Origin of the sequence: Mesorhizobium sp. M1027 (assembly GCF_040318745.1) — a bacterium.
Classification (GTDB): domain Bacteria; phylum Pseudomonadota; class Alphaproteobacteria; order Rhizobiales; family Rhizobiaceae; genus Mesorhizobium.
Map to the genome: position 1 here is coordinate 107,127 of NZ_JAMYMW010000009.1, position 22,418 is coordinate 129,544.

20 protein-coding genes are annotated in these 22,418 nt (G+C 62.2%); 3 read left to right on the forward strand and 17 right to left on the reverse strand.

Features of this window, described 5'->3' with window-relative positions:
* Nucleotides 1–72: 72 nt before the first annotated feature.
* Nucleotides 73–768, forward strand: coding sequence for a GntR family transcriptional regulator (locus tag NKH50_RS18610; protein ID WP_352505186.1), 696 nt, complete (start codon nt 73–75; stop codon nt 766–768).
* Between the two features lie 60 nt (nt 769–828).
* Nucleotides 829–1,902: a Gfo/Idh/MocA family protein gene (locus tag NKH50_RS18615; protein WP_502906886.1), complete on the forward strand. Its 1,074-nt coding sequence runs from the start codon at nt 829–831 to the stop codon at nt 1,900–1,902.
* A 29-nt stretch (nt 1,903–1,931) separates the two neighbouring features.
* On the opposite strand, the gene NKH50_RS18620 is transcribed toward NKH50_RS18615, so the two are convergent.
* The 13 genes from NKH50_RS18620 to NKH50_RS18680 form a co-directional block, all read right to left on the reverse strand.
* Entirely contained in the window at nt 1,932–2,990 is a 1,059-nt protein-coding gene (locus NKH50_RS18620) for an ABC transporter ATP-binding protein (protein ID WP_352777235.1), read from the reverse strand.
* A gap of 39 nt (nt 2,991–3,029) precedes the next feature.
* Complete coding sequence (locus tag NKH50_RS18625) at nt 3,030–3,851, reverse strand: carbohydrate ABC transporter permease (RefSeq protein ID WP_023674179.1); 822 nt, start codon at nt 3,849–3,851, stop codon at nt 3,030–3,032.
* Nucleotides 3,852–4,754, reverse strand: a complete 903-nt coding sequence (locus tag NKH50_RS18630; RefSeq protein ID WP_352476784.1) for a carbohydrate ABC transporter permease — start codon at nt 4,752–4,754, stop codon at nt 3,852–3,854. It lies immediately after the preceding gene.
* Between the two features lie 35 nt (nt 4,755–4,789).
* Nucleotides 4,790–6,127 (reverse strand): extracellular solute-binding protein, encoded by a 1,338-nt coding sequence (locus tag NKH50_RS18635; protein WP_352777233.1) that lies wholly within the window; start codon nt 6,125–6,127, stop codon nt 4,790–4,792.
* A gap of 62 nt (nt 6,128–6,189) precedes the next feature.
* The gene (locus NKH50_RS18640; protein ID WP_023674176.1) at nt 6,190–6,849 is read right to left on the reverse strand and encodes a GntR family transcriptional regulator; all 660 of its coding nucleotides are present in this window, start codon (nt 6,847–6,849) and stop codon (nt 6,190–6,192) included.
* A 39-nt stretch (nt 6,850–6,888) separates the two neighbouring features.
* On the reverse strand, nt 6,889–7,773 hold the full coding sequence (locus tag NKH50_RS18645; RefSeq protein ID WP_352880343.1) for a dihydrodipicolinate synthase family protein: 885 nt from the start codon (nt 7,771–7,773) through the stop codon (nt 6,889–6,891).
* Nucleotides 7,774–7,977: 204 nt separating this feature from the next.
* Nucleotides 7,978–9,774 carry an ABC transporter ATP-binding protein gene (locus NKH50_RS18650; protein WP_352880345.1) on the reverse strand — a complete coding sequence of 599 codons (1,797 nt, stop codon included), beginning with the start codon at nt 9,772–9,774 and terminating at the stop codon, nt 7,978–7,980.
* Nucleotides 9,771–10,715 carry an acetamidase/formamidase family protein gene (locus tag NKH50_RS18655; RefSeq protein WP_352880347.1) on the reverse strand — a complete coding sequence of 315 codons (945 nt, stop codon included), beginning with the start codon at nt 10,713–10,715 and terminating at the stop codon, nt 9,771–9,773. The genes NKH50_RS18650 and NKH50_RS18655 overlap by 4 nt, the downstream gene beginning before the upstream one ends.
* The gene (locus NKH50_RS18660) at nt 10,705–12,348 is read right to left on the reverse strand and encodes an ABC transporter substrate-binding protein (RefSeq protein WP_352880349.1); all 1,644 of its coding nucleotides are present in this window, start codon (nt 12,346–12,348) and stop codon (nt 10,705–10,707) included. Before NKH50_RS18660 ends, NKH50_RS18655 begins: the two co-directional genes overlap by 11 nt.
* 31 nt (nt 12,349–12,379) lie before the next feature.
* Nucleotides 12,380–13,300 carry an ABC transporter permease gene (locus NKH50_RS18665; RefSeq protein WP_352880351.1) on the reverse strand — a complete coding sequence of 307 codons (921 nt, stop codon included), beginning with the start codon at nt 13,298–13,300 and terminating at the stop codon, nt 12,380–12,382.
* Nucleotides 13,297–14,163 (reverse strand): ABC transporter permease, encoded by an 867-nt coding sequence (locus NKH50_RS18670; RefSeq protein WP_254818659.1) that lies wholly within the window; start codon nt 14,161–14,163, stop codon nt 13,297–13,299. The genes NKH50_RS18665 and NKH50_RS18670 overlap by 4 nt, the downstream gene beginning before the upstream one ends.
* Nucleotides 14,164–14,182: 19 nt before the next feature.
* A complete protein-coding gene (locus NKH50_RS18675) occupies nt 14,183–14,785 on the reverse strand; it encodes an ANTAR domain-containing response regulator (protein ID WP_352476692.1) in 603 nt (200 codons plus the stop codon).
* Nucleotides 14,782–15,909, reverse strand: coding sequence for a transporter substrate-binding protein (locus tag NKH50_RS18680; RefSeq protein WP_352505196.1), 1,128 nt, complete (start codon nt 15,907–15,909; stop codon nt 14,782–14,784). Before NKH50_RS18680 ends, NKH50_RS18675 begins: the two co-directional genes overlap by 4 nt.
* A gap of 516 nt (nt 15,910–16,425) precedes the next feature.
* On the opposite strand from NKH50_RS18680, the gene NKH50_RS18685 reads away from it, so the two are divergent.
* Nucleotides 16,426–17,541: a hypothetical protein gene (locus tag NKH50_RS18685; protein WP_352880354.1), complete on the forward strand. Its 1,116-nt coding sequence runs from the start codon at nt 16,426–16,428 to the stop codon at nt 17,539–17,541.
* 47 nt (nt 17,542–17,588) lie between these two features.
* Here NKH50_RS18685 and nadE read toward each other — a convergent pair whose 3' ends face one another.
* From nadE to asnB, 4 genes are read right to left on the reverse strand one after another with little or no spacing between them, the layout of a single operon-like run.
* Complete coding sequence (gene nadE, locus NKH50_RS18690; RefSeq protein ID WP_352701589.1) at nt 17,589–18,596, reverse strand: NAD(+) synthase; 1,008 nt, start codon at nt 18,594–18,596, stop codon at nt 17,589–17,591.
* Nucleotides 18,593–20,140: a class I adenylate-forming enzyme family protein gene (locus NKH50_RS18695; RefSeq protein WP_352737045.1), complete on the reverse strand. Its 1,548-nt coding sequence runs from the start codon at nt 20,138–20,140 to the stop codon at nt 18,593–18,595. Before NKH50_RS18695 ends, nadE begins: the two co-directional genes overlap by 4 nt.
* A gap of 22 nt (nt 20,141–20,162) precedes the next feature.
* Nucleotides 20,163–20,426: an acyl carrier protein gene (locus NKH50_RS18700; RefSeq protein ID WP_254818658.1), complete on the reverse strand. Its 264-nt coding sequence runs from the start codon at nt 20,424–20,426 to the stop codon at nt 20,163–20,165.
* Nucleotides 20,427–20,445: 19 nt separating this feature from the next.
* Entirely contained in the window at nt 20,446–22,383 is a 1,938-nt protein-coding gene (gene asnB / locus NKH50_RS18705; protein ID WP_352737046.1) for an asparagine synthase (glutamine-hydrolyzing), read from the reverse strand.
* Nucleotides 22,384–22,418: the final 35 nt, after the last annotated feature.

Consider the following 22,418-nt stretch of genomic DNA (forward strand, 5'->3'; position numbering starts at 1 on the left):
CCCGAAACCGGGATGCGATTGGAACACCGGATGCATTTGACAAGGGCGGACCCCGGCCACCGATCCAACCAGATGCGCGGCCCCCTGCCTGTGCACTTGCAGACCAGCGAAATGCTGATCCGCGAAATCGCGGCCGGACGGCTGGCCGACGGGGCGCGGCTGCCGCCCGAGCGCGCGATGGCCGCGAGCCTCGGGATTGCCGTCGGCACGCTCAGGCGGGCGCTGGCAGATTTGACCGAAAAGGGCCTTCTCGACCGCATCCAGGGCTCGGGTAACTATGTGCGGGCGCGCGGCGACTTGCTCGGGATCTATGCTTTCTTTCGCCTGGAGCGTATCGGTGGCGGCGGCCTGCCGAGCGCCGACGTGCTATCCGTCGAGCGACTGCCCAAGCCAGCCGACCTGCCGCAATTCGGCAGCGCCGGCGAAGCCCATCGTATACGCCGGCTGCGGCGGCTCGACGGAGAGCCTGCCGCGGTCGAGGAGATCTGGCTGGACGTCAGCCGCGCCGAGCGGCTCAAGCGCGAGGACCTGTCTGAATCCCTCTATCTCCACTACCGGCTCGCGCTCGGCTTTTCGATCGTTCGCGCCGAAGACCATGTCGCCGTCGCGCCTGTGCCGGACTGGGCCCCGCTCGAGTTCAGGCCACCGCCGGGGACGGTCGTGGGTTTCATAGAACGTATCGCCTGGGCTGGCGATGGCGCCAGCGCGGAATATTCCCGCAGCTGGTTCGATCCGGGCGCGGCGCGGTACGTCACACGTTTCAGATAGGCCGGAGCAAGACGCAGCGTGACCAGATCATCGATCGGCTACGGCATCATCGGCTGCGGCATGATGGGCCGCGAGCATATCCGCAACATCGCTCTGTTGCCCGACGCGCATGTGGCCGCGATCTTCGAGCCGGACCCCGGCATGTTGGCGGCGTCGCTGACGACGGCGTCGGGCGCGCGATCGGCGGCATCGATCGCCGAGCTGCTGGCGATGGACGAGGTGGACTGCATCTTGATTGCCAGCCCCAACCACCATCACCTCAGTCAGATGGAGGAGATCGCCGCACTTCGACCACTGCCGGTGCTGGTGGAAAAGCCGCTCTTCACCGCGGCCGCCGACGAGGGGCGAATCGCGGTGTTGAAAGCACGGCTTCCGCTTGTCTGGGTGGCCATGGAATACCGCTATATGCCGCCCGTCGCCGCATTCATCGAGCAGGCGCGCCACGCCACCGGCGGCATCCGCATGCTGACGGTCCGCGAGCACCGCTTCCCGTTTCTGGCCAAAGTCGGCGACTGGAACCGCTTCAACCGCAACACCGGCGGCACGTTCGTCGAGAAGTGCTGCCACTTCTTCGACCTGATGCGGCTGATCCTTGAATCGGATCCCGTCCGTGTGATGGCGAGCGCTGGACAGGCCGTAAACCATCTCGACGAACGCTATGGCGGTGAGAGGCCGGATATCCTTGACCATGGCTATGTGCTGGTTGATTTCGCGAGCGGCGCGCGCGCCATGCTGGAACTGTGCATGTTTGCCGAGGGCAGCCGCTACCAGGAGGAACTCTGCGCTGTCGGCGGCGACGGAAAGATCGAATGTCTGGTGCCCGGACCAGGCCGTTTCTGGCCGACCCACCTTGGCCCTGCGCCAGTGCCCCAGTTGATCGTCAGCCCGCGCGATCCGCCTGGACCACGACTGCTGGAGATTCCCGTCGACCCCCGGCTGCTCGAGGCAGGCGACCATAACGGTTCGACCTTTTTCGAGCACGCTCGCTTCACCGCTGCGGTGCGCGGACAAGGCAAAGTGGAAGTGACCTTGCGAGACGGCTGGTGGGCTGTCGTCATGGGTCTTGCCGCCGAGAGATCGGCCCGCGAAGGCCGCGCCATCGAACTCGCCGGTGAATTCGCATTGCCGACCTAAGGCCAACCACGCATTCACCAACCACCGAGTCAGATGCGCCGACCGGTTGCTGCGTTGAACAGATGCGCACATGCGCGATCGATTTCGATCCGCACCCCTTCGCCTTGCTTGAGCGCAAGCCTTTCTCGGAAGAGGCAGGAGATTTCTTCACCGGAGCAATCGACCCTGGCGAAGATTTCCGAGCCGGTCGCCTCGAGAAGCGTGATCGTGCCCGGCACGCCCTGCCCGGTTGCCCGGATATGTTCCGGTCGAATGCCGTAGACGAGTTCGCGTCCCGCGGCATCCTTCGGCCGGGCGCCTTCCGGCAACGGCAGGATCAACCCGCCGGCGCTGCGGAACACGCCCTCCTCGATGCGGCCGGCAATGAAGTTCATGGCGGGCGAGCCTATGAAACCGGCAACGAAGAGGTTGGCCGGACGGTCGTAGAGGTCCAGCGGCGCGCCGATCTGCTCGACTAGGCCGTCATGCAGCACGACGATCTTGTCGGCCATGGTCATGGCCTCGATCTGGTCGTGCGTGACATAGATCGTCGTAGTACCCAGCCGCTGGTGCAGGGCCTTGATCTCGCCGCGCATCTGGACGCGCAATTTGGCATCGAGGTTGGAGAGCGGCTCGTCGAACAGGAAGACCTGTGGGTCGCGTACGATCGCGCGGCCCATGGCAACGCGCTGACGCTGGCCGCCAGAAAGCTGGCGCGGATAGCGGTCAAGCAACTTTTCCAGGCCAAGAATGCCGGCTGCCTTCCGGACCCGGCCAGCGGTGTCGGCCGGATCGGCTTTCTTGATCTTGAGGGCAAAGCCCATATTGTCGGCAACAGTCATATGCGGATAGAGCGCATAATTCTGAAACACCATGGCGATGTTCCGGTCCCGCGCGCGCAGATTGTTGACCATGCGTTCGCCGATGGCGATCTTTCCGCCGGAGATCGTTTCAAGGCCTGCGATCATGCGCAGCAGCGTCGATTTTCCGCATCCCGACGGACCGACCAGGATGACGAATTCGCCGTCGGCGATGTCGACGCTGACGTCGTGAATGATCTTGGTGGCCCCGAAGGCCTTCTGCACGTTGTTGATTGTTACCGATGCCATTGGATCTTTCCTGGAAAAGGGTGATGTCAGGCCGCGTCCTCAGCCGCCCTTGACGGCGCCGGCGGTCAGCCCCGCGACGATCTGCCTTTGCGCGAACATGGTCAGGATCAGCACCGGCAGCGTCACCACCAGCGCCGCCGCGGCGAGCGGCCCCCAGCTGACCTGCTCGTAGGACAGCATGTTGTAGACGGCGACCGGGAGTGTGCGCGTCTCACGGCTGGCGAGCACCACGCCGAAAACGAAATTGTTCCACGAGAAGATCACGGACAGGATGAAGGCGACGACGATGCCCGGCTTGGCGATGGGCAGGGCAACCAGCCGGAAAACCTGCCAGGAGCTGGCGCCGTCGATGTTGGCCGCCTCCTCCAGTTCCATCGGCGTGGTCTCGAAATAGCCGATCATCACCCAGACCACGATCGGCACCGTCACCACCAGGTGGATGATGATCTGCGGCCAGAGCGTGCCGAGGATCCCGATCCATTGAAACAGCAGAAACAGCGGGATGAGATAGGATAGTCCGGGCGTCATGCGGGCGATCATGATGACGACCGCCGATCGTTCAGCCTTGAGCCGTGCGATGCCATAACCGGCCGGTACGCCGATCAACAGCGCCAGCAAGGTCGCCGTGCCGGTGACCAGAACCGAATTCCAGAGATACAGCAGGAAATTGTTCTCCTCGAACACTTTCACATAGTTCGACCAGGCGAAACGTTCGGGGATAAGGATCGGCGGATAGGCACCGTTATCGATTTCGAATTTCAGCGACAACGAGATCATCCAGAGGAAGAACAGGATCGCCGGCGAGACGAAAACCAGGGCAGCGAAAAACAGACCGATCTGGTTGAGCAGCCGTGAACTCATCTATTTGCCCTCCGTATCGATCCACTGCGAGCGTTGGCGCAGCATCAGCAGGACAAAAGACAGGGCCACGATGACGACGAAGAACACCACGGCCATGGCCGAACCGTAGCCAATATCGTAGTAGGAGAAGGCGGTGTTGTAGAGATAGATGTTGATGGTCTCCGACGCCGTGCCCGGGCCGCCCTGGGTCATCGCGTAGATGATGTCGAAGCTCTTCAACGCATCGATGGTCCGGATGATGACCGCGATCATCAGGAACGGCGCGATCATCGGCAGAGTGAGATAGCGGAATTGCTGCCAGGCATTGGCGCCGTCGATCTCGGCGCTTTCGAAGGGCTCGCGCGGCACCGAGGCGAGCCCGCCGAGCACGATCAGCATGACCAGCGGCGTCCACTGCCAGGTCTCGACCGCAACCAGCGACGGGATGACCGTGTTGGCGTTGAATATCCATTCCTGAGCCGGGATGCCGACCAGCGACAGCAGGTAGTTGAGCACGCCAAGCTGAGGATGGAACATCATGGTCCAAACCAGTGCCACGGCAACGGGTGTCGCCATCATCGGCATGACGAAGACGCCGCGCAGCAAGCCTCGCAGCGGAAACCTGGCGTCGAAAATCAGGGCGGCCAGAGTGCCCAGCAGCATCGGCGCTGCAACCGAGAGGAAGGTGTAGGTCAACGTATGAACAAGGGATTCCCAGAAACGTGGGTCGCTGGCCAGGCGGAGATAGTTTTCCATCCCGGCAAAGCTCCGCGACTGGCCGAGCGTCCAGCGGTTGACGCTCATCCACAGGGTGAAAGCCCAGGGGAAGACGATGACGGCGCCGACGACGACGAGTGCGGGGACAACGAAAGGCCAGTAGTTGGGAGCCAGCCGGATGGTCTGGCTCCCGTCGATAACCGGCATCGTCACCCCGGTCTGTTCTGGGGTGGTGGCCGACATCAGCCCTGCTCGCTCCTGTCGAGAACCGGCTGGAACTGCTCGGTGGCCTTCTTCAGCTCCGCGGCGGGATCGGCGCCGGCAATCATGTTGGTCAGCGCCACGCCATAGATGTCGCGGAATTCGGTGACGGGGATGATGACCGGCAGCGCCAGCCGGCTGATATTGCCCGAGCCGACCACGGCATCGAGCCAGCTTGCCGGCATGGTGACGCCTTCGCGCACCTTGGGATCCTCCAGCACTGATTTGCGGAACGGAACACCGGCGCCGGCCTGCAACAGCCGTGCACCCATGGCTGGCGATACCGCCCACTGGCAGAACAGATAGGCAGCCTCCTTTTTCTCGCTGGCGGCGGTAACGCCAATCCCGTCGCCGAAGGTGCCCGAGGCATGCGCCTTGGGACCCTTGGGCATGACGCCGTAACCGACTTTGCCGACCACCCGCGACTTTTCCGGGTTTTCCATCGGCGGCGCAAAACCCACACCGTCGAACCACATGCCGATCTTGCCCTGCAGGAAGGCAGACTGTGCTTCGGCCCAATTGAACCCCGTGACGCCCGGAGGGGCGGACTTGGTCATCAATCTTTGATAGAGCGCGGCAGCCTCGACCGCCTCGGGAGCCTCGGTGCGCAGCTTGCCCTTGTCATCGAGCGGCGTCATGTCGTAGCCGAGCATCAGCGACGTCCACACCGGCGTGTTTGCGTTCTTGAGCCCGCGGGCGACGAAGCCGTATGTATTGGTCGAGGGGTCGGTCAGCGCTTCGGCGGCGGCCACCAGTTGCTCGAAGGCCTCGGGGTATTTGAGGCCCTTGGCCTCGAACAGCTCCTTGTTCCAGTAGAGGATCCAGTAGTCCACCGAGAAGGGTAGCGAGCGCAGCACGCCCTGGCCGTCCTTGGCAAACAGCATGCCGGCTTCGGCGAAGTCGCTTTCGACCAGCGCCGGATCGGTGAGCGACGGGTCGGCGAGATAGCCGGCGATGTCGGCCAGCCAGCCGCCCTTCTCGAACTGGCGCTTCTGCACGTGGTAGCTCAGATGCACGACATCGAAGCTCGGCTTGCCCGAGCTCAACTCGATCACCGTCTTCTGGCGCTGCTGCTGCTCGGGCGTCGCCTCGGCATTGACCTTGATGCCGGTCAGTTCCTCGAACTCGGCAAGATATTTCAGGATAGTGTCGCTGCGCGGGCTTTTCACCAGATTGACGTCAAGCGTCGTCCCGGCAAAGCGTTTCCAGTCGACGCCTGCGGCAAAGCCGGGGCGAAGCCCCACAAGGCCGGCAGCGGTTAGCGCTGCGGTTCCGGCAAGGAGTTGCCTCCTGGTTGGGTTGAACAGATTGGACGACATTTCTTCCTCCCGGTTGCTGTCGTTGTGGATGCGCCGCGAACCCGCGGCGCGGCTATATTTCCTCAGATCTGGAGCGCCAGCCGGCGCGCATTGTCGATATGCAGACTGATCGCTTCAACCGCCTTTTGCGGATTGCGGCTCTCCATAGCTTCGATGACAGCCAAATGTTCGCGCATCACCGGCACCACACGTCCGTCGATGCGGAAACGCTCCTGGTGGATCAGCCGGATTTTCACCGAGTTGACCAGGTAGGCCTTGGCGATAATCTCGTTGCCGAGCGCATTGATGAAGGTGTCGTGCATGGCCCAGTCGATGTTCTGGGCCTTGGCCTCCATTTCCGGCGTCGGCGCCTGTCCCAGAGCTTGAGCCAACATCTCCTCATGTTCGCGCCGCATGCGGGCAAGTTCGGCATCAGAAGCGCTGGTCGTGAATAGCGCCACTGCCTCGCGTTCCATGAACAACCGAAACTGAAACGCCTCGCGGATCAGATTGATGTCGATATGCGCGATCTGCATGCCGCGCTGCGGGATGGTGGTCAGCAGTCCCTCAGCCTCGAGACGCGGAACGATCTCGCGAATGGCACCCAGCGGCAGTCCGGTGAAAGCGACCAGTTCGCGCTGTGACACGAATTGCCCCGGCCGCAGATCACGGGCCAGCAAATGCCGCGTGAAGCTGGCATAGGCTTTCTCCCGGAGAGTGATCGGTTCGCTGCCGTCTTCCACTTCAGCTCGCTTCCTTGTCGGTCAGCCCGGCCTTGTCGGTCAGGCCGCCTCTGTCGCAAACAGCCTGTCGTATGCAGCAGCAAGCTGCCGCTGTCCTTGCGGGCCGATCGCCTCCAGGGGCGGGCGAACCGCCAGCCAGCGCTCGTCGCCGATCTTGCGCGCGACCATGACCTTCACCGCCGGCGTGACCGGGTATTTGAGCAATTCGAGCACGAAGTCCTCGACGCGTGAGTCGTCGCGGCCCTCTTCGACCATTGCGCGGATTTCGCCGGTAACAAAATTAGCCATGCCGGAAATCGCACCCTGTCCGCCGCGGCGCACGCTTCTCGCCAGATGCCGTTCGTCGCCGATGAGGATCACCAGATCGCCGTGCGCTTCAAGCAGCGCCTCACTGTAGCTCCAGTCCCCACCGGAATCCTTCACCCCGGCCACCGCGGCGGGAAAAGCGGTGCGCAGCCGGCCGATCAGCCCAAGCGGGAGCGGCACCATGGTGACTGAGGGGATGTTATAGAGGAGCACGTCGCGCGCCAGCGGACCGAGTGCGGCGAAGACGGCGGAAAACCATCCGAATAGCCCGTCCTCGCCGACATTCTTGAAGTAGCTCGGCGGGGCGAGCAGAATGTTGCGAACGCCGCGCTGCAAAGCGTGCCGGGCCTGATCGGCGGCATCTTCAGCGGCATCGACCAGCACTCCGGCAACGAGCTGATGTGCCGGAATACCGGCCGCCAGCATGGCTTCGGTGACGATCCGCCGCTCGTCGGTCCCGACCGAGGCTCCTTCGCCGGTGGTACCGAACAGCGTCACACTGCTGCAGCCGGCGCCAAGGCAGGCTCGGGCAAGCGCGATCATCGGCGCGAGCGCTATCTTCCCCGACGGGTCGAAGGGTGTGGTCAGGGCAACCGAAAGACCAAAGCGGGAAGCCAATGCGATCTCCGTTGAAATCAATGTGCACTTAGCGATAGCATGCTAACATGTCAGATGTAAACTCGTGATCTTGCCAACTCGGCATCGCCGAACGGCGCTGCCGCGGCAGCGCTAGCGCCGATCGTTTTCCGCCGCTCGAACATCACATATGCAGCTGTCCCCGAGCCTCTGCGGGATTGGCTGGACGAGGCAGCCTAAGTTCGATCAAGTAGCGACGAGGTGGCCGTCGCCAACATCTTCGAGCTTGAGTTTCCGGGGCTCCTCACCGATGCGCCGCACAGCGCTTGGAATTTCGCTGTCCAAACGGGCGAACCGGGCGCGGCGCCGGCCCGGATCGGGAACCGGAACGGCTTCGATCAGCCGCTTTGTGTAAGGATGGCACGGGTTGGAGAAGATCTGGTCGCGGGTGCCCATCTCGACGATCTGCCCCAGATACATTACCGCCACGCGATCCGAGATGTTTTCTACCACCGCCATGTCGTGCGAGATGAAGAGATACGCGACGCCAAATTCGCGCTGCAGTTCCTTCAGCAGTCTTAACACGCGCGCTTGCACCGACACGTCGAGAGCAGAGACGCTCTCGTCGGCAATGATCAGCTTCGGTCGCAGCGCCAGCGCCCTTGCAATGCAGATTCGCTGGCGCTGGCCGCCGGAGAATTCGTGGGGATAGCGCTCCATCTGGTCAGCGGAGAGGCCCACGCGTTCGAACAGGGCGGCGATCTGGGCACGCCGTTGCTCTCTGTCGCCAAGGCCGTGGATCAGCAGAGGCTCGGCGACGAGATCGCCTACTCGCATACGCGGGTCGAGGGACGCGAAGGGATCCTGAAAGATCATCTGCACATTGCGGCGGACAGCCTTGCGCTCCTTTCGGCTGAGTGCGGACAAGTCCTGGCCGCCGATTGAAATGCTGCCGATGTAGGGCACCAGCCCGGCGATCGCCTTGGCCGTCGTCGACTTGCCGCAGCCCGATTCGCCGACCAGCGACAGGGTTTCGTGCGGCGCGATCGAGAAACTGACACCTTCGACCGCGTGCACCCTGCGGTCAACGCGGCCGAAGAAGCCGCCACGCAGGTCGAAGCGGACGTGAAGATCGCCGACATATACAAGCTCGGCCGGCATGTTGGCGGCATCTTGTCGGTCTTCGGCCATCCGTCCGCCGCCGATACGCGGCACGGCGGCCAGAAGCTCGCGCGTATAGTCGGCCTGCGGGCGATTGAAGATGTCAGCCGCCCTGCCCTGCTCGACCATCCGGCCGTCGCGCATGACAATGACGCGGTCCGCCATCTCGGCGACGACGCCCATGTCGTGCGTGATCAGGATAACACTGGTGCCGTACTCGCGCTGCAGGTCGCGCAGCAGCTCCAGCACCTCGCCCTGAACCGTGACATCGAGGGCGGTCGTCGGCTCATCGGCGATCAGCACATCCGGGTTCAGGGCCAGAGCCATGGCAATCATCACGCGCTGACGCATGCCGCCTGAGAGTTCGTGCGGATAGTGCTCGAGCCGCCGTTCGGCATCCGGAATTCGGACTGCCTTCAGCGCCTCGAGCGCCCTCAGCCGCGAGTCGGAGCGCGACAGCGAGGTGTGTGCCTCGATCGCCTCCGTGAGCTGACGGCCGATGGACAGAACCGGATTGAGCGATGTCATCGGTTCCTGAAAGATCATTGCAATACGGTTGCCGCGGATGCGGCGCATGCCGCTCTCGCTGAGAGCCGCGAGATCCTGATCGCCGAGCCGGATGGAGCCTGATCTGATGCGTGCCGCCGGCTGCGGCAGCAAGCCCATGATGGCCAGCGCCGTCATCGACTTGCCGGAACCGGACTCGCCGGCAATGCAAAGCGTTTCGCCGCGCATCAGGCCGAATGTCAGGTCGGAAACGACGTCGCGCTCGCCCTCCTCGCCACGCACGGCGACGCTCAGACCTGAGACGCTGAGTACCGTCCTAATGGAGCCACTCTCCGCGGCGGCCTGCCCGGATCGTTTGATGTCCTCCACGTTCATTCAAAGACGCAGCGGGGGAAGTAGAACGAAACCACCCAGTTGGGCATGTCGACGATCTCGCTGATGCGCAGGTCACCGCAAACCGAGACGAGCATATAGGCATCTACCGGATCCATGCCGTAGCGGCCGGAGAGCAGGTCGATCATCTGGGAGACGGCGCTCCTGGCGCCGTCCATCAGATCCGGCCCGATACCGGTTGTCACCTCATAACCCTTGGCGTCGAGATGCCGCGACACCGGACCGGGCGTTGTGAAACGCGGCGTCCGCAGCCGGGCATCCTTGACCAGATCGAGCGTCAGCACGGCATTCATGGGGCTCTCGATTGCCGTGCCGCAGACCTCGCCGTCGCCTTGCGCGGCGTGCGTGTCGCCGACCGAGAACAACGCTCCCGCGACCTCTACGGGCAGGTAGAGCACCGTGCCGGCAGCGAGATCGCGTATGTCCAGATTGCCGCCCACGCGCCGCGGCGGGACCACCGAATGCAGACCCGGCTCAGCCGGGGCATTGCCGATGGTGCCGGCGAAGGGCTTGAGCGGCACCCGGCCGCTCTTGCCGAACAGCGCCGGTTCGAGCGAGGCGGCGTCGTACTTCCAGATATTCAGTGCCGGTTGAGTGAAGTCATCCGCCAACAGACCGAATCCCGGGATATTTGCCGTCCACCCGAAGCCGGACGGCTTGAACGCCTCGATAGTGATTTTCAGGGCGTCGCCCGGCTCCGCCCCGTCGACATAGATCGGCCCAGTGACCGGGTTCACCTTGGCAAAATCGAGCACAGCAACGTCGTCGACGGTGCTCTCCATCGTCAGCTGCCCGCCGGACGAGTCCAGGCACTGGAACTCGATCGTCGACCCTGGCACCACTCGTTCGGCCGGGACAAAGGAATTGTCCCAGCCGAAATGATGGTGGCGCCCGTGGATGGTGTAGTCGCAGTTATTGCACATCGGTCACATACACATTGTCGTAGTTGATCGGGATGTGGACCGGGTCGACATAGAGGTTGTCGGCGCCACCCATGCGGGCTGATTTCATGGTGAAACGCTGCTCGTTGAACACCGGTGCCCAGGGCGCGTCTTCCATGATCTTGCCGTAGATCTCGCTCCACATCTTGGCCCGTTCGCCAGCCTTGGCCGGGTCGACGATGGAGTCGGCTTCGGCTGCCTTGGCGTCGAGCTCCTTGTTGCAATACCACGACCAGTTCCAGCCGCCCGGGACGGCACCAGCGCAGCCGAGGATCGGTCCGTAGAAGTTCGACGGATCGGGGAAGTCGGCGATCCAGGCCATGCCGCCGGACCAGATCATCGGCGCACCGGCCTTGTCGCCGCCGGCGGCGATGACGTTGGCCTGCGCGAGCGACTGGATACTGGCCTTGATGCCGACCGCCGCCAGATCCTGCTGAATGGCCTGCGCGATGCGCGGGTTGGGATCGGTGTTCATGGCAAACAACTGCGTGTCAAATCCGTCGGGATGCCCGGCCTCGGCAAGCAAAGCCTTGGCCTTGCTCACGTCATAGGGATAGCCCTTGAATTCCTTGTCGTAGCCAGGCATCGACGGCGGCAACGGCTGATTGGCCGGCACCGCACGGTTGTTGATCAGCTGGACGATGCGGTCCTTGTTGATCGCCATGTTGACCGCCTGCCGTACCTTCACATTGTCGAAGGGCGCCATGGTGGTATTCATGGTGATATAGCCGGTGTGCAACTGGCCGCCCTCGACGACACGGGCCTTCTGCTCGGGATCGGCCATCACCTCCTGGAATTTCGCCGGGGGAATGCCGTCACCGGGAACGTCGATCTCGCCTTTCTGCAGCCGCAGCAGCGCCACGATCGGCTCCTGGCCGATCTCAAAGGTGATCTTGTCGAGATGCGGCAGACCTTTGTGCCAGTAATCCGGGTTGCGCTCGAAGACCACGCGCTGGCCGAGCGTCCATTCGGCGAGCTTGAAGGCCCCGGTTCCGACCGGATGCTTGCCGAAGTCCGCGCCGTATTTTTCGACCTCTTCCTTCGGCACGACGTGCGAGAAGTTGATCGCCATGACATGCAGGAAGGTGGCGTCGGGCCGGGTCAGCTCGAACTTGATCGTGTAGGGATCGACGACGGTTATGCCGGCCAGGCTTTCCGCCTTGCCGGCAGCGACATCGTCATAGCCTTTGATCGAGCCGAAGAAGCCGGCACCCGGGCTCTGTGTCTTTGGATTGGTGACCCGGTCGAGCGAATATTTCACGTCGTCGGCGGTCATCTCGCGGCCGTTGTGGAATTTCACTCCATGGCGCAGCTTGAAGGCGAAGGTCTTGCCATCAGGCGCAATCTCGTAGCTCTCGGCAAGGTCGGGCCGCAGGTTGGTGGTGCCCGGCTCGTAGTCCATCAGCCCGTCGAACAGGCTCTTGATCATCGACCAGTTCTGCCAGTCATAGCCGATGGCCGGATCGAGCGTGGCGACGTCGTCCTTGTAGGTGATGGTGATCGCGCCGCCCTGCTTGGCATTCGGATCGACAATGTCTTCGGCGCGTACGCTCGTCATGCCAAGCACCAGCGCAAGCGCCGATGCTGCCACGGTGGATATCAGATATTTTCTCATGTCATGTTCCCTTTCTCTGATTTTTTGGTTTTCATCTGAGCTTGATGCGCGGATCGATGAACGGTGCGACAGTGTCGGCCAGGAGATTGCCGAGCACGATGGCAAAGGCCGAAACCAGGGTGACTCCCATGATGATCGGAATGTCGATGCGCTGAATGGCCTGCCAGGCTAGCTGGCCGATGCCTGGCCAGCCGAACACGCTTTCGACAACCACGATGCCGCCCATGAAGATGCCGATGTCGATGCCGATCATGGCGATGACCGGCAGGATGGCGTTGGGCAGCGCGTGCCGGAAGATAATGGCGCTGCGTGCAAGACCCTTGGCACGCGCGGTACGCACGTAATCCTGGCGCAGCACGTCGATCATCGACGAGCGCATCATGCGGGCGTACCAGCCGGCGCCAAGAATTCCCATGGTCAGCGACGGCAGCACCAGATGACGCCAGGTGCCGTAACCGCCGATCGGGAACCAGCCGAGCTGCACCGCGAATACATAAAGCAGCAGCAGGCCGACGACGAACTGCGGTGCCGAGACGCCGACGAAGGAGGCGACCATCAGCGACTGGTCGGTGGCGGTGCCACGCTTGATGGCGGCGATGAGGCCCATCGTCAGCCCGATCATGACTTCGCAAGCAATGGCGCCGACCATCAGCAGCAGGCTTGCCGGCAGCCGCGAGACGATAAGCTCCGTGACCTCCGAACGCTGAATGTAGGAGCGCCCCAGATCACCGCTGAGAAGGCTGGTCAGGTAGTGCCAGTACTGGACGACAAAGGGCTGGTCGAGACCGAGCTGCCGGCGGATGCTCTCGACCGTCTCGGGCGTTGCGCTGCGGCCGGCGATCTGGCGGACAGGATCGGCGGGCAGCAGATAGAGCAGCGCAAAGGTGATCAGGGAGACGCCGAGCAAGATGAGAACCGACTGGACAACGCGGCGGCCGAGATAGGCGATCATGCCCGCCCCCTTTGCGTCGGATCGAGGATGTCGCGCAGCGCGTCGCCGACCAGGTTAAAGGCTAGCGCCAGCGCCAGGATCGCCGCACCCGGAAAGAAAACAAGCCAGGGCGCTGCCTGAAAATAGGTTTGATTTTCGAAGATGATGTTGCCCCAGGAAGCAGTCGGCGGTTGCACGCCGATGCCGAGATAGCTGAGCGTCGCTTCCAGAAGTACCGTCGTCGAGATGCCGAGCGTGCCCCAGACGATGATTGTCGGCAAAAGGTGGGGCAGGATATGGCGAAACAGGATACGTGGAGCGCTTGCGCCGATGGTGCGCTCGGCATCGATGAACTCGCGCTCGGAGAGCGAACTTGTCTCGGTATAGATGACGCGGGCGGTCTGCACCCAGTTCACCAATGCGATCACCATGGCGACGATCCACAGGCTCGGCTGGAGCACCGCCGCCAGGCAGATGGCGAGCAGCAGCGCCGGGAAAGCCATCATCAAATCGGTGAAGCGCATAAGCGCGCTGCCGATCCAGCCGCGGAAATAGCCGGCGGTGATGCCGACCAGCGTGCCGATCAGAAGCGCCACGCCATTGGCGACGATGCCGATGATCAGCGACGTGCGCGCGCCGAATAGGAGACGCGTCAGCAGGTCGCGGCCAAGCAGGTCGGTGCCTAGCCAGAACTGGGCTCCCGGCGGCAGTGGCGCGCCTTCAAGCGTGAGCCCGTCGAACATCTGCTCGTTCGGATCGTAGCCTGTCAGCCACGGTGCAAGAATGGCGCCGGCCAAGACAAGGGCAATAATCCCGAGGCCGAGCAAAGCGAGAGGCCGTTTTAGCAGACGTCGCCAAACGCCGGCGCGAGGCTTGGCTGGCATACGCCCGGCAGCTGAAAGCTCAGGCGCGATCGGATTGGTCATCGTCGCCTTCTTCTTGTGTCATCGCCACGATCCTGCGCGCGGCTTCCTCGACGCTGATTTGCCAGCTCATCGCCAGCGAGCGGAGCTGCGCATAGGCACGGCCGTCCTCGGCGCCCTTCGACAAGGCCTCCACCGCGCGTACTATGGTCTGGCGCTCCGCGACCCGCTGACGAAGCGAGGCGATCTCGCCGGCCAGAAGCTTGCGCGCCTCGAAACTCTGCCTTGCGATCAAAAGCGCGCTATAGACGCCGGCATTGCCGACCGGTTTCAGCAATTGGGCATCGGCCTTGTGCGACAGTGCCCATTCGACACGCCCCGGCGCCTCGGAGCCGATCAGCGCTATCAGCGGCATCGGGGCCTCGCCCGGCTTCCACGGAAATTGCTCGTCAAAGCCGAGGTCGACGTCGAAGAAGACGAAGTCCGCCGCCAAGGCTTCGGCCGGCAGTTCCGGCCAGAAGCCAATCGCCTCAAGGCCGATGGCCGACAATTGCCTTGTGATCGCCTGCACGGTCGGATGTGGACGATGCAGGACAAAAGCCCTGGCACCTCCAAGGTTCGGGATACGCGCCATCTTGCTCACGACACCACCCGCAGGCGTGGCCGCCCGAACGTCTCCGTCCGGTCATAGCGGGAAAGGTAGGGATCGGGTGCCACGCCCTTCGTCAGCGTGACCGTTTTGAACGATGTTCCATCGATACGTCCGATCTGCACCGGCAACGTAGCATGCTGGGTTTGCGGGTCGATGGCGATGTCGCCCAGCGGCGTTCGAAATGATGTTCCGGCAAAGACCTTGGGAAGGTCCATCCATTGTGCACCGGGGTTGCGGGTGAGTATCTCTGCGAGCGTACGCACCGAGGCATAAGCCGCCGCCTCGAAGGATGAGGCAGGCATAACGGAAGACACTGAAGCCGCTCCGCGATCCGCGCCTGAGATGTCGTGAAAATAGGGCCCAACCGAAAGATGGCCATCGCCTGCCCCGTTGAGCGCCGGCAATTCGCATTCCGTGAGATTGCAGGACAGGATCGGGCAACGCTCCGGCCTGAAATGCGGGTCGCGCCGGCCAAGCTCGGCATAGGCGGCGATAAAGGCATAGGACGAAGGGCCGATGAGATTGTTCAGAATGAAATCAGGTCTCGTCGCCTGTACCTCCGCGATCAGCCGCGCAACGTCGACCTCGCCGAGTGGCAGATAGCGTTCGCCCAGCACCTTGCCGCCGGCGTCCGCAATCAGGTCGCGCGCCACACGGTTGGTCTCCCAACCCCAGATGTAGTTGGAACCGAGCAGGAAGCCGTCGGCGCCGAAACGAGGCACGACATAGGCAAGCAGCGGTACGAGATGCTGATTGGGGCAGGCGTGCGTATAGACGACGTGCTCGTTGGCTTCGAAGCCTTCGTACGGGCAGGCGTACCACAGCGTGCCGCCTGCCCTTTCCAGGATTGGAATGACCTCCTTGCGGCTCCACGAGGTGACGCAGCCAATGATGTGACGCGCGCCACTGTTGGCGAGAATGTCCGCGCAGCCGCTTGCATACCGATCGATGTTGCCCTGCGGGTCGCGCTCAACCGGGACGAATTCGAAGGGGACAGCGGGATCGGCATTGACGTCCGCGATGGCGTTCACCGCGCCCGCGCGGCAGGAGTCGGACACCAGCCGGTAGTTGCCGGACCGCGAATAGAGAATGCCGATCTCGATATGCCGTTTCAAGCAAAGCCTCAAAATGACAATGCCCCGCAGCCACCGCCGCAAGGCGAGGCATACGAGGCATTCTTGCCGCCCGGCGGCCAGAGCCGGTATTTGTCCTCACCGTATTCCGCCCGCGCTCCCAGTCAAGAGCCGCCGCACGAAACTTTGGCTAGCCGCAACGGTTCGACGTGGAGCACGCAACTCACGCCGGTCGTATGGAGTCCGCCAGGAACCAAAATTGCTGATGCCCAGGTATGAGCCCGGACAACCAGGTTCGCTACCATTCAAAGCAACGACTTTAATATCGGTTTACCTGAATCTGCTAGCAGCAATGACGCCGGTTTTTCGTCGGTCAAGCAAAGGGTTCACCTTGCCGCAGCAATTCAGCATTCCGTTCGGTCACCCGGGCGATCGCAACTGGCCGAGGTTCCACGGCTTCATGGGCGCCGAATTGGAACGCGCGCCCGATGTTCTCGTGCCTCGTGTCGCCTTGGCCCGGAAGCTCGGTGGGTGGAACTTTGGTGGCGGGAGCCGGGCTTGAGCGTCATTCGCGCCTTGCAAGGCGCCGATCTCCCAGCAGTCGCGAACATGTTTCAACGCGTCCTGCTGAAGGAAAGGACCGAAGCGCCGGCCTCTCTCGTGGAATACATGAAACGGTTTTATCTGGATGCGCCCGGTTGCGGAGATAGCCTCCGGTCGCTTGTCCACGTCAACGACGCCGGTCGTGTCTCCGGGTTTGTCGGTGTTCATGTGTTGCCGATGACGTTCAACGGCCGTCAAGTACGCGCCGCCATCTGTAGCTCGCTCATGGTCGAGGACCATGAGCACGACCCGCTGGCCGGCGCCCGCTTGCTGAAAGCTTACCTGGATGGTCCGCAGGACATCTCCTTCAGCGAGACGGCCAACGATATCTCGGTGAAATTGTGGACCCGGCTGCGCGGCGTGGTCCTGCCGCAATACAGCCTCGACTGGGTGCGTGTGATGCGGCCAGCGACCTTCATGCTCAGCCTTTCCGCCAATCGCATGGAGCTTGCCCGAGTGCTCAATCCGTTGGCGCGTGCCGTCGACCGATTCTATTGCAGGAGGATGACGTCCAGCGAACGACGCTGGTCGGGTGTGGCGGCGGACGGGGCAGGTCACGGGGGATTTCGCATGTCCGAAATCGACAGCCACACATTTGCCAAGCTAATCGAGCCGTTTATCGCGCGTTTCGCGCTACGCCCGGAATGGACGGAAGACCAACTCAACCACATCCTGACCGATGCCGCACAAAAGCCGGATCTGGGCGAGCTTGTCTACGTTTGCGTGACGTCGCCAGTCGGCACCAATGTCGGCGCTTTCGCCTATTACGCACGGAAGTATGAAATTGGCCGCGTGCTGCAGATCCTCGCCCTGCCCGGCCAGGCGGGCTCCGTGATAGACTGCCTGATCGATCATGCCGCCGCGCGCGGCGTCAGCGGCCTGCGCGGACGTGTTCAACCTGCACTTCTAGAGGCGATGCTTGGACGACGGATCGCTTTCCTGACCGTTGCTTCAACGGTGGTGCATTCACGTGATACAGAGCTGTTGGACGCCATGAAGAACTCGCAAGTTTTCCTGAACGGGCTTGCGGGCGAGCAATGGAGCCGGCTGATCGGCACCCGTTTCAGCTAGAGCGGGATGCATGCAAATCGAACCGTGCACACCGCTCTACCTGTTTGTCAGGTGCCGATTTCCTCGACGACATCAACGAGTTGCGGACGCTGGTGCAGATAACGCGTCGCCCTGCGTTTGGCGATGATATCGGCCCAGACGCTTTCCACTTGTGTGGCGGCCAACCCCGCCGCCTGCCCCACTACCTCAGCCGCCACGCCGTTGTTGAGACCGTAAAGGCACAGATCCATGCGGTCATAAGGAAGCGAGAAGTAAAACTCCTCCTGGGTCTGCGCCAGCGAGTAGGTATCGGTGGTCGGAGGCCGGTTAAGGATTTCCTCCGGAACACCGAGATGGGCCGCAAGCGCATAGACCTGCGTTTTATAGAGATGGGCGATCGGCTTGACGTCCGCGGCGCCGTCACCGTTCTTCACGAAGAAACCCTGATCGTATTCCAGCCGGTTCGGTGTTCCAAGAACGGCGAAATTCAGGCGGTCGGCGTGATAGTATTCAATCTGCTTGCGGGTGCGTTGTTTCATATTGGTAGCGGCGACGACGCCGAGATAGACAGGCAGCGGCATTCTCAGTTTCGTCTGCTTGCCGTCCGGATCCTGCACCACCAGGGATGAGATGTTGTAACCCCCGCCCTCGAGCGCGTTCGCGATGACGATCTTCGAGGCCCAGCCTTCGCCGTATTCCGGGACCACTTCGCGGATGAAGGCGTCGCGACGCTTGTAGCAGCCCATTGCGCGCAGGATCGGCCCTATATCCTCCGTCACAGCCTCGACACCGAAAGTTTCGGCGACGAGGCGGCCGAGCCGCAGGCTTTCAGGATCGGAATCGCTTTCCGGCATGAACAGGCAAAGCACATTCTTGGGCCCGACGGCTCGTGCCGCCAACGCGACCGACACGCTCGAATCGATCCCGCCCGAAAGACCGAGCACAAGGCCCCGCTTGCGAAGCCCGCGCAACTGCTGGCGCAAGGCCGTTACGATACGGTCCGTTTCGGTGATCAGGTCGATTGCCAGAGCCTGCGTCAGAAAGGTCCGCGCATCCTCGGTCGGGCGAACATTCATTGCGCGGCCTCCATGGTTTCTGCCGCAAGCCGACGGCTGACCTTGCCGGTATCAGTCTTCGGCAGTTCCCGGCGGAACTCGATGACCTTGGGGACCATGAAGTCCTCAAGGTGGCGTGCACAGTGACGGATGATATCCTTTTCGCTAAGCGCCGGGTCGGACCGTACGATAACTGCGCCGATCGAATGCCCGAGCACGGGATCCGGCACACCGACAACCACCGCTTCCGCGATGCCCGGATGAGCGTGAAGCACGGCTTCCACTTCCTTGGGCGCCACCTTCTCCCCCCGCGACTTTATGATGTCGTCCTTGCGGCCGACGAAATAAAGGAAGCCCTCCTCATCGGCCCTGAACAGATCGCCGGTGTAGAGAACCTTCTCCCAAGGGTTCGGACCCGGGCGCAGGGCTCGTGCTGTCGCAGCTTCGTTTCGCCAATAACCCTGCATGACGTGCGGCCCGCGAATGATCAGCTCGCCTGCTACGCCCGGCGGCACCCGTTGCCCGTGGTCGTCGACGACAAAGGCTTCGGTGTTCGGAATGGCTATTCCGACCGAGCCCGGCCGGCGGTCGAGCTCCTCGGGCGGCAGATAGGTGCAGCGCTTGCATTCCGTCAGGCCATACATCGAATAGAGCCTGACACCGGGGAAAAGGAACCGAAGGCGTTCTATGTGAGAGGGCGGCAAGGCAGCCGCCGTGTTGGAAATATAGCGAAGGCTGGGCAGGAAGCCCGGCGCCAGATCACGCATCTGCAGGATCATCGCTGCCATCGTGGGCACGAGCGGAAGCCCGGTGACTCGTTCCTGGCGGATGCGTTCAAAGACCGCCTGGGGAAAAGCGAAGGACTTCTCGAGCACGAGCGTGGCGCCGAGCCTGACGGCCATCAGCAACTGATAGAGGCCGTAGTCGAAGGCGAGCGGCAGAACATTCAAGATGATGTCGTCGGGCGAGTTGCGCAGATAAGTGGTGATGGAGTCGGCCGCCGCGTCGCAATTGCGGTGCGTCATCATCACACCCTTGGGCCGGCCGGTCGAGCCCGAGGTGTAGATCAACATCGCAAGATCGACGTCAATGCCGCGATGGTCAATCTCCCCGGCTTGAAACGTCAAGCAATCCGCCAGGGATGTGGCTCCTGCCGGGCATTGGTTATCGGCAGCAACGGTGGAAGCCACGAAGATACCGGTCTTGCCGGAGTATCTTGACGCCTCCGCGACCACGGGCATCAGTTTTGCTTGAGTGAGAATCGCGGCCGCATCGCAATCGGTGATAATGTAGGCCAGCTTTTCGGCCTTAGTGGATGCGTTGATCGGACTGAAAGTCGCGCCTGCTTTAAGAACCGCGAAAATCGAAACCGCAGCCTCCCAGCAATTGTCCATGAAGATCAGGACCCGGTCGTCGCGCCTGACGCCATTCATGAAAAGGGCGGCGGCCAGGCGGCTCGAGAGATCGTCCAGCTCTTCGTAGCACAGCCTTTTGTGCTCGGTGATCAATGCCGTTTTGGCTGGATCGGCAGCGGCTTTCGCCGTCAGAAAATGTTCGATTCGCACGGACGCTCCTCGCCGATGGCGCCTACGCTGCCAGCGCTTCTGCTTTTGCCTTGATGAAGGCTGAGATGCGGTCAATCGAATCCAGATTGGCCGGTACGATGTCGGCATCGACCATCGCTATGCCGAAATCATCCTCTATAAATGCCACGAGCTCCAACACGGCCGTCGAATCGATGATGCCGTTTTCGATCAGTGACGCGGAGTCCGCAAGCTCGTAGGACGTGTCGCCGAACAAGAAGTTGTCGACGATAAAGGTTTTGACCTTGTCCTTGATTGCTACCATGATTTTTCATTCCCTCGATTTCTCAGGCCGCTCGTGCTGCACCGACCTTTTCGCCGGTGAAAATCTTCTGCCACAGCTGCGTCGACAAAATGCCGACGAAAGCCGCATTGTCGCGGAATCCGGACGCGGGCTGCAAGCGGCATTTCTCGTGCAGGTTCGCCACCGCCTTGGCGTTGAATAGTCCTCCGGCGGCGATGCTTGCCTCGCTCAACGAGTCGCGTATGTAGTCCAGTTCTCCGGGTCCAACGAAGGAGCGGGCTTCCGGCGCCCGGTAAGGCTGTTTGGTGCGCTCGCTGATGGCCGTCGGAAGCAGGTGCTTGGCAACTTTGCGCAGTATGTGTTTTTCCACCAGTCCCTTGAGCTTCATCTCCGGCGGAAGTCTTGCCGCAAACTCCACCAAGCGATGGTCAAGGAAGGGGAAACGCCCTTCGATACCATGCGCCATGGCCATGCGATCGCCCTGGCTGGAGAGGATGTAGCCCGGCAGGAGAAAGCGGGTTTCGAGATATTGCGCTTGATGCAGCGGATGCCACCGGGAAAACGCCTCAGGCAACCGGCCGGCCAGTTCCTCGGCTGCGTCGTAGCCCTTCAATGTCGCACGCAGGTCACCGGAGAAAAACATCTTGGCCGCTGATGTGGTCTTGAAACGCGGCCGATGCGAGAACAGCGGATCGTCCAGGGCTGCGCTGCCGGTGCCGAAGAACGCGGCCAGGTACTCTACGGACTGCTGCTGCAGACCTGGCAGATAGGGATAAAGCTTCCGGAACAGCTGTGGTCTTATGCGCGATGCCGGCTGTCGTCCGCAGAAACGGCGAACCCGCGCTTCCTTGAAGACATCATAGCCGGCAAAGACTTCGTCGGCGCCTTCGCCTGTCAGCACCACTTTCAAACCGGCCTGGCGAACGAGGCCGGACAGTTGATAGAGGGGGGCCGGGGCGGTGCGGATGATCGGCCGCTCGGTAAAGCGGATGACTTCGGGAAACACGCCGGCGATATCACCGGCACGACAGGCTATGGTTCGATGGCGCGTGCCAAGTGCTGACGCCATTTCGGTCTGGAAGGCGCTTTCGTCATGCTCGCCGCTGTCGAACGTTACGGAAAATGTCTGCAGCTTAAGAGGAGTCATGCCGGCCGCGAGTGCCGAAACGAGGGATGAATCGAGCCCGCCCGAAAGGTAAGAACCGACCGGCACGTCGGCGCGCATGCGAAGCCTCACCGCGTCGGTCAACAAGGTCCGCAGTTCCTCGGCCGCGTCGTCCTCATTGGTGATCTTCGATGGCGCATCTCGATGAGGATAGTCCAGATGCCAGTATGGTTTGACCGTCACTTGCCCCTCGGTCGCGATCATTACGCTTGCCGGCTCCAGCTCGTGGATATCCCGGAAAGCCGTGCGTGGCGCGATCGGCGCCCAAAGCGTAAAGATCTGGTCGAGTGCAATCGGATCGATTTCGGCAGAGATGCCGGGTACCTTCAGCAGGGCTTTTATCTCGGACGCAAAGTAGACCACCCCGTCCTTGCTGGTGTAGAACAGCGGCCTAACACCCATGCGGTCTCTTGCAAGCACCATCCGCCGCCGCCGGCTATCCCAAATCGCGAAGGCGAAATCACCGTTCAGGAGCGGGAGGCAGTCTTCGCCCATTTCCTCATACAGCTGCAGGAGAACCTCGGTGTCGCTCGACGTGCGGAAGCGTCGGCCTTTGGCCAGCAGCCCTTCGCGCAATTCCACGTAATTGAAAATCTCGCCGTTGAACGCAATCGTCAAATTGCCGGTTTCGTCGGACATCGGCTGCTGGCCATCACCAATTCCGATCACCGACAGCCGCGCATGCCCGAGTCCAGCCTCGGGCGCTACGAATTTGCCTTGTTCATCCGGTCCGCGATGGGCGATCGCGGACGTCATGCGCGCAAGCAAAGCTTCCGCATCCCGGACTGAACCGAAATAGCCCCCGAATCCGCACATCCACACAGCTCATATTGAACAGCAAGCCACGAAAC